Origin of the sequence: Natrarchaeobius chitinivorans (assembly GCF_003841505.1) — an archaeon.
GTDB classification, from domain to species: domain Archaea; phylum Halobacteriota; class Halobacteria; order Halobacteriales; family Natrialbaceae; genus Natrarchaeobius; species Natrarchaeobius chitinivorans.
The window spans coordinates 314232-330212 of sequence record NZ_REGA01000002.1 but is presented as its reverse complement, the minus strand read 5'-3'; the positions used below and the strand labels follow the sequence as shown (position 1 = coordinate 330212).

Below are 15981 nucleotides of genomic sequence, written 5' to 3'. Positions count from 1 at the left end.
ATGGAAGGTGTATTCAACTACGCGCCGGCGATCGCGGTGTTCCCGCTCGTGGCGTTCGTCGTCGCCCTCGCCTTCGGCAACTACCTGCCGAAGAAGGGGGCCATTCCGGGCATCATCGCAACCGGAGGATCGTTGCTCCTCTCGGCGTTGATGCTCGCGGCGGTCGCGAGCGGCGAAGTGTATCACGAGACGCTGTACGAGTGGGCGATCGGCGACGCGACGAGCGCCACCGACGTCACGGGGATCGAGTTCACGTTCGGCATCCTGATCGATCCGCTGGCGGCGCTGATGCTCGTCATCGTTTCGCTGGTCGCATTCCTCGTCCACGTCTTCAGCCTCGGGTACATGAACGCCGAGGGCGAGACCGGGCTGCCGCGGTACTACGCCGGCCTCGGGCTCTTTACGTTCAGCATGCTCGCGTTCGTCTACGCGGACAACCTGCTGATGGCGTTTATGTTCTTCGAGCTCGTGGGCCTGTGTTCGTTCCTGTTGATCGGCTTCTGGTTCCGGACGAAATCCGCCCCGTCGGCGGCGAAGAAGGCGTTTCTCGTCACCCGGTTCGGTGACTACTTCTTCCTGGTCGGCGTCGTCGCCATCGCGGCGACGTTCGGAACGCTACAGTTTGCGGGCGACGACTCGTTCGTCGCCGCCGCACAGACTGCGATCGACGACGGCACGACCCTGTTCGGCTTCGACGCCCAGACGTGGGTGACGATCACGGGGCTGCTCGTGCTGGGCGGCGTGCTCGGCAAGTCCGCACAGTTCCCATTCCACACCTGGCTTCCCGACGCCATGGAAGGCCCGACCACCGTCTCCGCGCTCATTCACGCGGCGACGATGGTCGCGGCCGGCGTCTACCTCGTCGCCCGAATGTTCGGCTACTACGCGTTGAGCCCGACGGCGCTCGCGATCATCGCGTTCGTCGGCGGCTTCACCGCGCTCTTCGCCGCGACGATGGGCGTCGTCAAAGACGACATCAAGCAGGTGCTGGCGTACTCGACGATCAGCCAGTACGGCTATATGATGCTGGGACTGGGTGTCGGCGGCTACGTCGCCGGCGTCTTCCACCTGATGAACCACGCCTTCTTCAAGGCGCTTTTGTTCCTCGGGGCCGGTTCCGTCATCGTCCTCATGCACCACGAACAGGACATGTGGAAGATGGGCGGACTCAAGGAGAAAGCGCCCGTCACCTACTGGACCTTCCTCGCCGGTGCGCTCGCACTCGCGGGGATCATCCCGTTCTCTGGGTTCTGGTCCAAAGACGAAATTCTGTACGACGCGTTCATCGTCGGCCTCGAGGAGCCGATCATCCTCGCGGCGTACGCGATGGGGCTCGTCGCCGTCTTCTTCACCGGCTTCTACACGTTCCGGATGGTCTTTTTGACCTTCCACGGCGAACCGCGGTCGGACGCCGCCGAAGATCCGCATCCGATCGGCTGGTCGATCAAAGCGCCGCTCATCGTGCTGGGCGTTCTCGCCGTCGTCGCCGGAGCGGCTAACCTCGCACCGGTGTACAAGCTCACCGGGCTCGAGTTTACGTTCCTCGAGTCCTGGCTCGACGGCGAGTACGGCGCGATCGAAGGGGTCACGTACGGTGCGTACGCCGAGTTGGCCCACTACGACAGTGGCTTCATCGGAACCGAAGAGACGACCGTCCTGATCGCCGCCGGCCTCTCGTTGCTGCTCGCGTTCTCCGGCGCTGGGGCCGCCTGGAAACTGTACAACGTGCCCGAACCGGTCGTCTACCGGGATCGGCTCGGACGCATCGGCGACGTCGTCGAGGCGAACTACTACCAGGACGAGTACCAAGTCTGGCTCGCGGAGGGGCTTACGTTACCGCTGTCTCGAGCCGCTGACCGGTTCGATCAAACCGCGATCGACGGGGCCGTCGACGGTGTCTCGACCGCGAGTTTGTTCGGCAGTGATCGCATGAAACGACTGCAGACGGGTATCGTGACGAACTACGCGGCACTCATCGTGACCGGGTTCATCGTCTTACTGCTCGTCCTCGGCTACGCTGGAGGGTGGTTCATATGATGATCGAAGCACTGATCGGGGTCGCACTGATCGGCGCGCTCGTGACGTTTCTCGCGCCGAATCGCATCGCGGGCAAACTGGCGTTCGCGATCAGTCTGATCCCCGCGGCGCTGTCGCTGTGGATGTTCGCGACGTTCGACGGCAGCGGGAACGCCTTGCTGGGCGGCGAACTCGCCTTCGAATCCCAGGCGGAGTGGATTCAGTTCGGCGCGTACGCCATCTCGTGGTTCGTCGGGCTCGACGGGATTTCGCTGCCGCTGGTCGTGTTGACGACGATCCTCGTCTCGCTCGCGATCGTCAGCTCGTGGACGCCGATCGACGACCGCGAATCCCAGTTTTACGGACTCGTGTTGTTCATCGAGGCGAACCTGATCGGCGTCTTCGTGGCGCTTGATTTCTTCCTCTGGTTTATCTTCTGGGAGGCCGTCCTGATCCCGATGTATCTGTTGATCGGCATCTGGGGCGGTCCGCGTCGGAAGTACGCCGCGATCAAGTTCTTCGTCTACACGAACGTGGCGTCGCTTCTGATGTTCGGTGCCTTTATCGCGCTCGTCTTCGGTCTCGGCGACGCCGTCACGAGTTTCGCTCTGCCAGAGATCACGGCAGCGATGCTCGATGGGGGCCCCGACGGCTTCTTCGGGGTCGGCGGAACGACGCTCATGTCGGCGGTGTTCGTCGCGATGTTCATCGGGTTCGCGGTGAAGGTACCGGTGGTTCCGTTCCACACGTGGCTCCCCGACGCTCACGTCGAAGCGCCGACGCCGGCGTCGGTACTGTTGGCCGGCATTCTGTTGAAGATGGGGACCTACGCCCTGCTCAGATTCAACTTCACGATGTTCCCCACGGACGTCATCGAACCGTTCGTGGTTCCGATCGCGGTGATCGCGGTGATCAGCGTCATCTACGGCGCGATGCTCGCGCTGGCACAGACCGACCTGAAACGGATCGTCGCCTACTCCTCGGTGTCGTCGATGGGCTACGTTATTCTCGGCCTGATCGCGTTCACCCAGTTCGGCGTCGGGGGCGCGACGTTCCAGATGGTCAGTCACGGCCTCATCTCCGGACTGATGTTCATGGCCGTCGGCGTCATCTACAACGCGACCCACACCCGGATGGTCACCGACATGTCCGGGATGGCCGACCGAATGCCCGTCGCCGTCGGCATCCTCATCGCGGGCGCGTTCGGCTACATGGGTCTGCCGCTGATGAGCGGCTTCGCCGCGGAGTACTTCATCTTCTTCGGCGCGTTCGGCTCCGAGTTCCTCGAGTACGCGCCGATATTCACGGCGCTCGCGATGTTCGGCATCGTCGTCGTCGCTGGCTACCTGCTGTTTGCGATGCAGCGGGCCGTCTTCGGACCGTACAACTTAGAGACCGACTACGACGTCCGTCGGGCACCGCTTCACGACGTCGCGCCGATGTTCGTGTTGCTCGGACTGATCATCGCCCTAGGCGTCGCCCCCGACCTGATATTCGAGATGATAACCGACGCTGTCGATCCGATACTCGAGGGAGGTGAGCTATAATGGTACTCGTCGAGCTACCCGAGTGGGCCGCACTCGCACCGATGTTGCTCCTGGCCGGCACCGCGCTGGCGCTGTTCGTCATCGACAGCATCAGTCCGCGGTCGACGAACCGGACGATACTCGCCGGGACGGCGACCGCCGGCTCGCTTGCCGCACTCGCCGTCGCCGTCTGGTTCACCGCCGCCGGAGTCGGCGCGCCGGGGATGGACGGCTTCGGCGTCATCGAACTGTTCGACGGGCAGTTGATCGTCGACCAGATGGCGCTTTACTTCATGATCGTCGTCGCGGTCGTCACCGCACTCGTCTCGGTCGCGAGCTACGACTACATGGAGGGCCACGCCTACCAGGCCGAGTACTACTCGCTCGTCATGCTCGCGGCGACCGGGATGGCGACGATGGCCGCTGCGAACAGCCTCGTCACCATCTTCATCGCCCTCGAACTGGCGAGCCTGCCGTCGTACGCGCTCGTCTCGATCCTGAAGGACAACCGCGGCAGCGTCGAGGCCGGCCTGAAGTACTTCTTGGTCGGCGCGCTCTCGTCGGCGATCTTCGTCTACGGGATCTCGCTGGTCTACGGAGCGACCGGCTTCCTGCAACTCGACGCGATCGCGGTCGAACTCGAGGCGCTCGCGGCCGGCGACGGCGGCGACTTCGGCGGCTTGCTCGGCCTCGGCATCCTGATGTTGATCGGGGGCTTCGCGTTCAAGACCGCGAGCGTTCCGTTCCACTTCTGGGCCCCTGAAGCGTACGAGGGCGCGCCCGCTCCTATCAGCGCGTTCCTCTCGTCGGCCTCGAAGGCGGCCGGCTTCGTGATCGCGTTCCGCGTGTTCACGACCGCGTTCCCGCTCGACGTCACCACGGAACTCATCGGCGTCGACTGGACGGTCGCCTTCGTCATCCTCGCGGTCGTCACGATGACGGTCGGCAACTTCGCGGCCGCGACCCAGGACAACGTCAAACGCATGCTCGCGTACTCCTCGATCGGACACGCGGGCTACGCGCTAATCGGCCTCGCCGGCCTCGGCGCTGGCAGCGAGACCGTCATGGGTGCGGCGATGATGCACCTGCTCGTCTACGGCTTCATGAACACCGGCGCGTTCCTGTTCGTCGGACTGGCCGAACACTGGGGCGTCGGCAGGACGTTCGAGGACTACAACGGACTCGCGAAGCAAGCGCCGATCGCCTGCGCTGCGCTCGCGGTCTTCATGTTCAGTCTGGCCGGCATACCGCCCTTCGGCGGCTTCTTCAGCAAGTACTTCCTGTTTACCGGCGCGATCGAGGCCGGCTTGCTCGTCGTCGCCGCCGCGCTCGTCGTCAACAGCGCGCTCTCGCTTTATTACTACGCGCGGCTGGTCAAGGCCGTCTGGATCGACGATCCGGTCGTCGAACGCGACTCGCTGAGCCAGCCGACGGGGCTGTACGCGGCCATCGTCTTCGCCGCGGTGATGACGGTCGTCTTGCTCCCCGGTTTCGGTCCGGTCGTCGACACTGCACTGGACGCGGCGGCAGTCGTCGTCGCCTGATCCGTCCACGGAAACCCGGTAGTTTTTACCCGACGGGGTCGCAACCCGCGACACATGGTTTTCCGGCTCGTGCTCGGGTGTGGGACCGCGGGTCGCCACGTCGTCGAGCAGCTATCCGAGCGCGACGGGGCCGATCGGCTCCTGGTCATCACCGACGACGAGAGCGTCGTCGAAACGCTTCGTGATGAAAGCGTGCCCGCCCGACTCGACGACCCGACTGATCCGGCGGTCGTCGCGAACCTCGAGCGGCCGGACGTGATCGTCATCGGCGGGGATCGAACCGACCGCAATCGAACCGCACTCGAGGGAGCCAGAAGCCGATACCCGAACGCGTCGATCGTCGCGTTTCTGGGAGGGAATCCGACTGCCGGCGACCGTCGGGCGTTCGCTGACCTCGCGAATCACGTCGTCGACGCGGACAGTTCGATCGTCGACAACGTCCTCGAGGAGACTGCCCGACCGGCCGCCGAGACGACCATCGAACTCAGATCGCGCCTCGAGTCGATCGACGGTCGGCTGGCTGTGGTCATGCACGACAATCCGGACCCCGACGCGATCGCGAGCGCCGTCGCACTCACCAGGATCGCCGAATCGCTGGGCGTCGAGGCCGACGCCTGCTACTTCGGCGAGATATCCCACCAGGAAAATCGAGCGATGGTCAACTTACTCTCGCTCGATCTCCGGAACCTCGATCCCGACGCGTCCCTCGAAGCGTACGAAGCGTTCGCGCTGGTCGATCACTCGCGACCGGGGGTTAACGATCAACTCCCCGAGGACCTCTTCGTCGACGTCGTCATCGACCACCACCCGCCTCGAGGACCGGTTTCTGCCGCGTTCGTCGATCTGCGTGAACACGCCGGTGCGACCAGCACTGTGATGACCGAGTACGTCGATCGGATCGACCTGGCGTTCGATTCGACCACCGCAACCGCGTTACTGTACGGTATCAGGGTCGATACGAACGATTTCTCACGGGAAGTTTCACCGGCGGATTTCCGGGCAGCCTCGGTCCTCTGGCCCCACGTCGATACGGCCGTCCTCGAACAGATCGAACAGCCGACGATCGAGGGCGAAACGCTCGAGACGATCGCACGCGCGATCAAAAACCGAACGCAGGAGGGATCGATCGTCGTCGCGAGCGCCGGCCGAATCGCAAACCGCGACGCACTCCCGCAGGCTGCAGATCAGTTGCTCGCCATGGACGGCGTCGATACGACGCTCGTGTTCGGATTCAGAGACGAGATGGCGTTTCTCTCGGCCAGATCGCGAGCGAGCGACGTCGACCTCGGCGAGACGCTCCGAGACGCCTTCGACAGGATCGGGAGTGCGGGTGGCCACGCGGACATGGCCGGCGCACAGCTAAAGATCGGCATTCTCGGTGATATCGACGACGCAGACGAGGTCGAATCGATCGTCAGCGTCGTCGAAGAAGTGATCACGAACCGATTTTTCGAGGCCATCGAGACGCGACCCGGTGTTCCAGTCGGCGCGTACACCCAGACCAGCGAGTGGCTGTTTACACAACGGGAAAGCCCCGAGGGGAGCCCTTCGTTACGAACTGACTCGAGCGTAGACAGCGAGGAGTGATACGGATTGCTGTACCGATGTTCCGGCGAACCAAGCTGTCCGGGTCGCTGGTGTGCCGGAACTGACTTCCAGTAAACCGTATGAAACGGCCAGGTCCGCGAGCGGTCAACGTGAAAATCGGTTGCCATCGGCGGTGAAACTCGAGGGAGCGATCGGGGGCAGTCGGCATAGCAGTACTTTTGCGCGGGCGGCCGGTAGGATAGGCATGGACATCGCGTCGGACAGGAGGAAACCACAGGTCGAGGAGTATATGACTCGGGACGTGGTGACCGTCTCCCCCGATACCACCGTCGGGTCGGTCGCGACACGGATCGCCGAAAGCGAGGAACACAGTGGCTTTCCCGTCTGTGAACGTCGTCGCGTCGAGGGATTCGTCAGCGCCCGCGATCTGTTGCTCGCCGACGACGACGAACCCATCTTCAAAGTGATGACCACCGATCTGCTCGTCGCCCACCCCGATATGAAAGTAACCGACGCGGCGCGAGTCATTCTCCGATCCGGCATTCAGAAACTCCCCGTCGTCGACGATGCAGGCAATCTCGTCGGAATCATCTCTAACGCCGACGTCATTCGAAGCCAGATCGAACGTGCGACGCCCGAGAAAGTCGGCAAATTAAAGCAGACTCTCGAGGAGATCCACGAAATCGAACTCGCGGAGGAACGCCGGACCGTACCGCTCGCCGAACTCACGCCCACACAGGGGCGAGTGTACGCGGACGAACTCGAGGGTCGTCGATACGAACTCGAGCGCGGGCTGGCAGAGCCCCTGGTCGTTATCGATAACGCCGGGACGTTCTTGCTCGCGGACGGCCACCATCGCGTGCTCGCAGCCGATCGGCTCGGAATCGACGAGATGGACGCCTACGTCATCGTCATCGACCACGAAATCGAACTCGGGATGGCCAAAACGGCCGCAAAGGAGGGTCTCGAACGTATCCAGGACATCGAGGTCGTCGACTACGCGCGACATCCACTGGTACAGACGACAAAGCGCCTTCAGTCCGAAAGATGACGCCCCGACAGACGACAGGCAGCGTGGTTTGATATAGTAGCCACTGAACGTCATTGCACACCCGATCGCCAGACGAATCGGCGATCGGTGTGTACATCGTTTCATACGGTTTACTGTGAGTCGTTGCCGGCGCATCCGCGACCCGGGCGGCGGGTGCGGCGGTACACAGTCACAGTAATCCGTATCAGTTGTTATTACAGTGGGGCATCCGGCCGAGAAGGAACTCGGTCGAGTGACCGAAGAGACACAGGAACCGGGCGAGACGAGAGGTCTGCATACGCACTGGGCACGTCCCAGAACACACTCACCGTTACATAGTATTGTGAGCCATGTACGTGTATGGACAAAGATGACGTTCTCGTTCCACCAGATACGAGGGCTGCCCTTGATGCCCTCTCGTTGCTCTCGAAGAAGTGGGATCCGGTTGTACTGGTCGTTCTTCTGGAATCCGGGCCGCTCCGATTCAGTGAACTCGAGAGAACAATCCCTGGGATCTCACCGAATATGCTCACACAGACGCTCGAGTCGCTGTCGGAACACGGCCTCGTCGGGCGATCTGTCCTCAGCGAGTCACCGCTCAGGGTGACCTACGAGTTGACCGACGCTGGATACGAGATGCAACCCGTGTTCGATTCCCTCTCTCTGTGGGGGAACGAACACATCGATTCCGTCCAGCCGACGGTTGTTCTTGCCGACCGTGACCGTCGCCTGGTCGATCTCTACAGCGGATGGCTGCGCGACCGATTCGAGGTCATCGAAGTACGCGATCGGGAGCAACTCCAACGACGACTTCACGAAAACCCGGACGTCGTCGTTTTTGATACCGACCTGTGGGCAGATGAGCCTGCGATATTCGACGAACACTGCCCCGGGCCGACCCGGCGTATCGCTCTCGTCAGTGACCGTCCTGAACCGTCGCTCTGTGACTGGCCCGTCGACGATATTCTACGCAAGCTCCTTTCGAAAGACGTACTGATCACGGCAGTCGTCCGCCAAGTCGAACGGATCGGCCAAACACCTGCTGATCGGGATCGTGAAGCGATCGAATCGAAGCTCTCCCTGCTCGAATCGGAACACTCGAAACTGATCCTGGAGGACGATCCTCGAGTCGAAAACGCACACGCTAGACTGCGGGAGCTCGAAAGTAAGTCGGTTAGGGAAAGCTAAGTGGGGTACTACATTCACCCTAAGCAGAACGTTATTACACGCTGAATTTACTGCATAGTATGGTGATTTTGGGATGGAACACGTCCTGGCAACGATCGGACGTGTTCAACGTAATCGGGATTGTGGTGCTCTGTGGATTATTCCTCGTGGCTGGTGGTAGCGGTGTTGCGATTGCAGACGCCGACAGGGAGATAGCGACGGACCTCGCGGTGGCTGTGGACGGTGAACCGACGGCGGACGTCGAACTCGAGAGGGAGAAATCCTCGATCACCGGAGTGGTAGTCGACGGTGACGGGAAGTCGGTTTCGGGCGTGGAAGTCGGGATTGTTCATTTGGAGGATGATTTCTCCGAGACGACAACGACAGACGAACACGGTGAGTTCACCGTCGCCGTCCCCGAGGGCCGCCTCTCGGTCACCGCCGAGATGGATGGATATTTCGGCGATATAGCGGATGTCGACGTCTCGACTGGCGAGCAGAAAGCGGTCGAACTGGAGATTCACGCAATCGAGACAGGGACCGTCACCGGGCAGGTGACGACGGAGGACGGAGCCCCGATCTCGGATGCGGACGTCGAGGTGGTCGAACAGGTCGACGTTGGCCAACCAGATCCCGCCGAAGACGGGTTCACGACGACCACTTCGACCGACGAGAGCGGTGCGTTCGAGGTCGATGTGCCACCGGGCGCGTACAAAATAACCGTCGTGGCACTCGGGTACGACGACGGGTTCCGTCAGAATCTCGAGATCGGAGCAGGTGAACACGAGGACCTGGACTTCGAACTCTCGCCCGTACCGGTCCTCAGTGGTACGGTGACGGATTCAGAGACGGGCGACCCCATCGAAGGGGTCGAACTCGAATCACGATTGACGGGGAACAATCCGTTGTACACGGCCACGACGAACGCCGACGGCGAGTACTCGATCAACCTCCCTGAAGACACCCTGTCCACCGTGGAATTCGACGCTGACGGATACTTCACTAAACTCGTCGACGTCGACGAAGCACACGTCGGGGATGCTCCGACGATCGATGTTGAGCTCCATCCGGTGCCCGAAACCGGAACCGTCGAGGGGTACGTAACGACGGAAGACGGTACCCCCGTGTGGGGTGCGCAGGTCGTAGTGGCCGACAGCCAGATGCCGGGTGTGATAACCGACGAATCCGGCTGGTACGAACTCGAGGTCGAAACCGGGACGCACACGATCCAGGTCAACCACGAAAGTCCCGAGTTTCCCCAGACTGTCGAAGGCGTCGAAGTGACCGAAGGAGATACCACGAGGGTCGATATCGGCACAGACGATCCGGAACTGGAAGTCCTGGAGGTAGGCGGGTTGCCGGACGAACTCGAAACCGGAGAGAACGTCACGATCACTGCGACGGTCGAGAACGTCGGCGAGGCCGACGGCGAACTGGTCGTCCCACTCGAAGTCGACGGCGAGGTCGCCGATCACAGAACCGTCGACCTGGCTGTCGGTAACGAGACCGACGTCGAGTTCACACACGCGTTCGATTCGTCCGGTGAGTACGACGTCTCGGTGGGCGGGGTAGGTGCAGGCACCGTAACGGTCCTCGCGAGTGCGGACGTCACGATCTTCGGAGCCAGCGTGGATCGTTCGGAGCTACTCGTCGATGAGACGGCGACGATCACCGCGAACCTGTACAACAGCGGCGACGTCGATGGGACCCTGACGATCGAACTGCGTGCCGAGGGTGAACAGATCGGGGAAGAATCCATCGCGAACGAGACGTTCGACGACGTCGAACCCGGGATCACCCGCGACGCAGTCGAGTTCGAGTGGGATCTGGACGAGGAAGCGTTCGAGGTCGACAGCGATACCGTCACGCTGACGCTCAACGACCAGACCGTCGATACGCTCCCGCTCGAGCACTCGTTTACGGACATTCAGGTGATCGCGGCGTCGGCAGATGCAGAAGAGATCGTCCAGGACGAGACATTCTACGTGACCGGGAGCATCTACCAGGCGGGGACGATCGACGGGCCACAGGAGATCGCGCTGAACGCGACACACCAGGAGACCGAGGAGACGGTGCCGTTGACCACGACGGAGGAAATTTCGCTCACGCCGGGCTGGTACTACCTGGGCGGGCTAAATCTGTCCGCGTCGTTCGACGAGGAGATGGATCCGGGAACGTACGAACTCACCCTCGGTGACAGAAGCGCCGGCACGATCGAAGTGTCCGAAGCTTACTCGGACGTCCAGGTAATCGCGGCGTCGGCGGACGCAGAGGAGGTCGTCCAGAACGAGACCTTCCACGTGGTCGGCTCTATTTATCAGAACGGGACGACGGACGATCCACAGTCTCTGACGCTGAACGCGACGCACCAGGAGACCGAGGAGACGGTGCCGTTGAGCACGACGGAGGAGATCTCGCTCACGCCGGGCTGGTACTACCTGGGTGGGGTGAACGTCTCCGCGTCGTTCAACGAGGAGATGGAGCCGGGAACGTACGAACTCACGCTCGGTGACCGGGATGTCGGTGAGGTCGAGGTCCTCGAAGCCTACTCTGACCTCGAGGTGATCGCGGCGTCGGCGGACGCAGAGGAGGTCGTCCAGAACGAGACCTTCCACGTGGTCGGCTCTATTTATCAGAACGGGACGACGGACGATCCACAGCGTCTCGCGCTGAACGCGACGCCAGTCGGCGGTACCGACGGTGAGACGGAGACACTGAACTGGTCCGAGGAGACGGAACTGGGGCCGGGCTGGTACTACCTTGGTGGGGTGAACGTCTCCGCGTCGTTCGACGAGGAGATGGATCCGGGAACGTACGAACTCACGCTCGGTGACCGGGACGTCGGCGAGGTCGAGGTCCTCGAAGCCTACTCTGACCTCGAGGTGATCGCGGCGTCGGCGGACGCAGAAGAGGTCGTCCAGAACGAGACCTTCCACGTGGTCGGCTCCATCTACCAGAACGGGACGACGGACGATCCACAGACTCTCGCGCTGAACGCGACACACCAGGAAACCGAGAAGACTGAGACACTGAACTGGTCCGAGGAGACGGAACTGCGACCGGGCTGGTACCACCTGGGTGGAGTGAACGTCTCCGCATCGTTCGGCGAGGAGATGGAGCCGGGAACGTACGAACTCACGCTCGGTGACCGGGACGTCGGTGAGGTCGAGGTCCTCGAAGCCTACTCTGACCTCGAGGTGATCGCGGCGTCGGCGGACGCAGAGGAGGTCGTTCAGAACGAGACCTTCCACGTGGTCGGCTCCATCTACCAGAACGGGACGACGGACGATCCACAGCGTCTCGCGCTGAATGCGACGCCCGTGGGTGGTACCGACGGTGAGACGGAGACACTGAACTGGTCCGAGGAGACGGAACTGCGACCGGGCTGGTACCACCTGGGTGGAGTGAACGTCTCCGCGTCGTTCGACGAGGAGATGGATCCGGGAACGTACGAACTCACGCTCGGTGACCGGCACGTCGGGGAAATCGCGGTGATCGAAGCCTACTCGGATATTCAGGTGATCGCCGCCACTCCCTCCGAGATGAACGTCACGGAATCGGAGACTTTCCACGTGACCGGAAGCATCTACCAGAACGGGACGACCGACGGTCCGCAGGAAATCGCGCTGAACGCGACGCCCGTAGATGGCGAGGACGGCGAGACGGTGACCCTGAACGAGACCGAGGTGACGCTCGATCCGGGCTGGTACTACCTGGGTGGGGTGAACGTCTCCGCGTCGTTCGACGAGTTCGACCTCGGACCCGGGCGGTACGACCTCACTTTGGGCGGGCACGACGCTGGTACGATCGGCGTGGAGGAGTCGCCCTCCGACGTTCAGGTGATCGCAGCGTCGCTCTCGGAGATCGAAGTCGTCGAAGACGAGAATCTGAGCGTCGTCGGGAGCGTCTACCAGAACGGGACGGCAAACGGCGGCGACTGGACGGAGACCGTCCCGCTGACTGCGACGCCTACCGACGGGAACCGTGAACCGATGGAACTCGGAGCGCAGGAAGTCGACCTCGAGCCGGGTACGTACCACCTGGGTGCGATAAACATCTCATTCTCGATCGACGAGCCGGGCACCTACGATCTCGAGCTAGGCGGACACGACGCAGGAACGCTGGAGGTCCTCGAAGCGAAATCCGACATCCGTGTGATCGCGGCGTCGGCGGACGCGGAGGAGGTCGTTCAGGGCGATTCCTTCAACGTGGTCGGAAGCACCTACCAGAACGGGACGATCGAGGGTCCCCAGGAGATCGCACTGAACGCGACGCCCGTAGGCGGTTCTGCGGACGAGTCGGTGACGTTGACCACGACGGAGACGACGCTCGACCCAGGATTTTACCACCTGGGTGGGGTGAACGTGACGGCGGCGATCGACGAGGAGTTCCCCCCGGGAACGTACGAGTTGACGCTCGGCGACCGGAGCGTCGGTGAGGTCGAGGTGCTCGAGGCAGCCTCGGATATCACGGTGATCGCGGGGTCGGCAGACGTAGAGGAGGTCGTTCAGGGCGAATCCTTCAACGTGGTCGGAAGCACCTACCAGAACGGGACGATCGACGGACCCCAGGAGATCGCACTGAACGCGACGCACCAGGAGACTGAGGAGACGGTGGCGCTGAACGCGACGGAGGAGACGCTCACGCCGGGCTGGTACTACCTGGGTGGGCTAAACCTGTCCGCGACGATCGACGATGAGATGGATCCGGGAACGTACGACCTGGAACTCGGTGACCGGGACGTCGGTGAGATCGAGATCCTCGAAGCGAAATCCGACATCCGTGTGATCGCGGCGTCGGCTGACGCGGAGGAGGTCGTTCAGGGCGATTCCTTCCACGTAGTCGGAAGCACGTACCAGAACGGGACGATCGACGGACCCCAGGAGATCGCGCTGAATGCGACACGCCAGGGGACCGAGGAGACGCTGACGCTGAACGCGACGGAGGAGACGCTCACGCCGGGCTGGTACTACCTGGGTGGGCTAAATCTGTCCGCGACGATCGACGAGGAGATGGATCCGGGAACGTACGACCTGGAACTCGGTGACCGGGATGTCGGTGAGATCGAGGTCCTCGAAGCGGCCTCGGACGTCACGGTGATCGCGGCATCGGCGGACGCAGAAGACGTCGCACACGGTGAGACGTTTCACGTGGTCGGGAGCATCTACCAGAGTGGTACGATCGAAGGTCCCGACGAGGTCGCACTGACCGCGGTACACGACGATTCCGGTGAAACGGTGACGCTGAACACAGCAGAGGACGTCTCGCTTACGCCGGGCTGGTACCACCTGGGGGGGCTGAACGTATCCGCCGCGTTCGACTCCGACGCAGCTGGGACGTACGAACTCTTCCTCGGCGATCGAAACGCAGGAACGGTCACCGTCAGCGAACCCCAGGTCGAGGTCACTGCAGTCGACATCGAAGGAGCGAGCGCCGGCGTCGATCACGACCTCGAGTACGCGAGCGACGACCCGACCGTCTCCGTGACGGTCGACTCCGACCTCCCGATCGAGGAAGTCTACGTCTTCGTCGAGTCCCAGGAGACGACCTTCTTCCACGAGGTCGAAGCGACGCACGTCGCGGGCGAGGTGTGGTCGGCCGAGATTCCGATCGAGGGCGTCCTGGATGACGGTGCCTACGACGTCTCCGCACTCGCGATCGATGAGTTCGACACACCGGGTGAACTGGACGCCGACCGAACGCTCGTCGTCGACACCGAGGACCCGTCGTTGTCGGTCAGTATCGAGGACATCTCGAGTGAGGACGCGACGATCGTCGTCGAGAGCTCCGACCCACTCGAGGGGGTCCCCGACGTCGACGCGACGTTCGATGACGGAGGGGACGAGCCCACCGTGACGATGGATTCCGGTGGCATGGGTGGAACAACTTACACGGGGACCATCGAATTCGACGAGTCGGGTAACTACTCCATTACGGCCACCGGGACGGACCTGGCTGGAAACACCGCCGAGGACTCCACGTCGGCGGTCATCTTCACAGGCTTTTCGATCGCCGACGACGGGATCACGATCGACGCGACCGGGACGACGATCGAGTTCGACGTCGCCGACGATGCGGTGGTCTCCGACGAGTTGTTCCTCGCCTTCTCCGAGAGCGCCGTCGACGCGAACGTCGACGATAGCCACGTCGGTGTCGGATTCCTCTCCGCAGAGATGGACGACGTCCTTCACGACTACATGGACGACGGCACCGTAGCGGGCGCGACCATCTCGATGCCGATCGACGAAAGCGAACTCCCAGGGGACGCGGTTGCCGAAGACGTCAAACTCCAGTACTACGACGAGGTGAACGACGCCTGGGACCCCGTCGCCGGATCTGACGTCGATCGAGCCGGCGACGATCCGTTCGTCACTGCGACGGTCCCGCACTTCTCGACGTACGGCGCGGTGGTCCCGGACACGACTGATCCGGAACTCACCGTCGTCGAGAGCCCAGCTAACGGGGCTGTCTTCGATCCGGACACCGAAGGAGTCGACTTCGAGTTCACGTTCGAGGACCCGTACTCGGGAATCGATTCGAGCTCCGTGACGCTCGAGGTCGACGGCGTCGACCGCACCGAGGACTTCACGTACAACTCGTCGTGGCTCGAGGGAACGCTCGACGTCGAGGACGGCACCGCCTACGACGTGGTCCTCTCGGTCTCCGACGAGGCGGGCAACGAGGCGACCCACGAGGTGGACTTCGAGGTCGCATCATCATCGACCGGATCGCCCGGTGGCGGCAGTAATGGTGGGGGCAGTGGTGGCAGCGACGGCGGGTCATCTCCACCACCAGCAGATGATGATACGTCTCAAGTGGACGAGGATGAATCGCCTGTGTCCGATGACGACGGTGACGACTCGCCTGTGTCCGATGACGACGGTGACGACTCGTCTGTTTCGGACGACGACGATTCCGTCCGTGACGGCGCTTCTGCTCCCGGCGACGATTCCGCTACGAGCATCGACGAAACCGGACATGACGATGACAGCGAAACGCCGGGTGAGGGAGGCGATGATGTGGACGCAGATGGTGACTCGGACAGCGTTCCTGGCTTCGGAGTCGTCATCTCCATCTTCGTTGTGCTGCTTGCCGCTGTTCGGTTAGCGCATCACCCTAACAGAACGCGTTGACATCGACTCCCCGTGAC

7 protein-coding genes are annotated in these 15981 nt (G+C 62.5%); all 7 read left to right on the top strand.

Annotation, left to right across the window (positions count from 1 at the left end):
- The 7 genes from nuoL (at position 1) to EA473_RS03965 (ending at position 15964) form a co-directional block, all read left to right on the top strand.
- Positions 1-2037 (top strand): NADH-quinone oxidoreductase subunit L, encoded by a 2037-nt coding sequence (gene nuoL / locus EA473_RS03995; protein WP_124194373.1) that lies wholly within the window; start codon positions 1-3, stop codon positions 2035-2037.
- Positions 2034-3563, top strand: coding sequence for a complex I subunit 4 family protein (locus EA473_RS03990; RefSeq protein WP_124194372.1), 1530 nt, complete (start codon positions 2034-2036; stop codon positions 3561-3563). The genes nuoL and EA473_RS03990 overlap by 4 nt, the downstream gene beginning before the upstream one ends.
- Positions 3563-5086, top strand: a complete 1524-nt coding sequence (locus EA473_RS03985; protein WP_124194371.1) for an NADH-quinone oxidoreductase subunit N — start codon at positions 3563-3565, stop codon at positions 5084-5086. The genes EA473_RS03990 and EA473_RS03985 overlap by 1 nt, the downstream gene beginning before the upstream one ends.
- A 54-nt stretch (positions 5087-5140) precedes the next feature.
- Entirely contained in the window at positions 5141-6673 is a 1533-nt protein-coding gene (locus tag EA473_RS03980) for a DHH family phosphoesterase (protein ID WP_124194370.1), read from the top strand.
- A gap of 205 nt (positions 6674-6878) precedes the next feature.
- Positions 6879-7685 (top strand): CBS pair associated ParBc domain-containing protein, encoded by an 807-nt coding sequence (locus tag EA473_RS03975; protein ID WP_124194369.1) that lies wholly within the window; start codon positions 6879-6881, stop codon positions 7683-7685.
- A 339-nt stretch (positions 7686-8024) separates the two neighbouring features.
- Positions 8025-8852, top strand: coding sequence for a winged helix-turn-helix transcriptional regulator (locus EA473_RS03970; RefSeq protein WP_124194368.1), 828 nt, complete (start codon positions 8025-8027; stop codon positions 8850-8852).
- A 59-nt stretch (positions 8853-8911) separates the two neighbouring features.
- Entirely contained in the window at positions 8912-15964 is a 7053-nt protein-coding gene (locus tag EA473_RS03965) for a carboxypeptidase regulatory-like domain-containing protein (protein ID WP_124194367.1), read from the top strand.
- Positions 15965-15981: the final 17 nt, after the last annotated feature.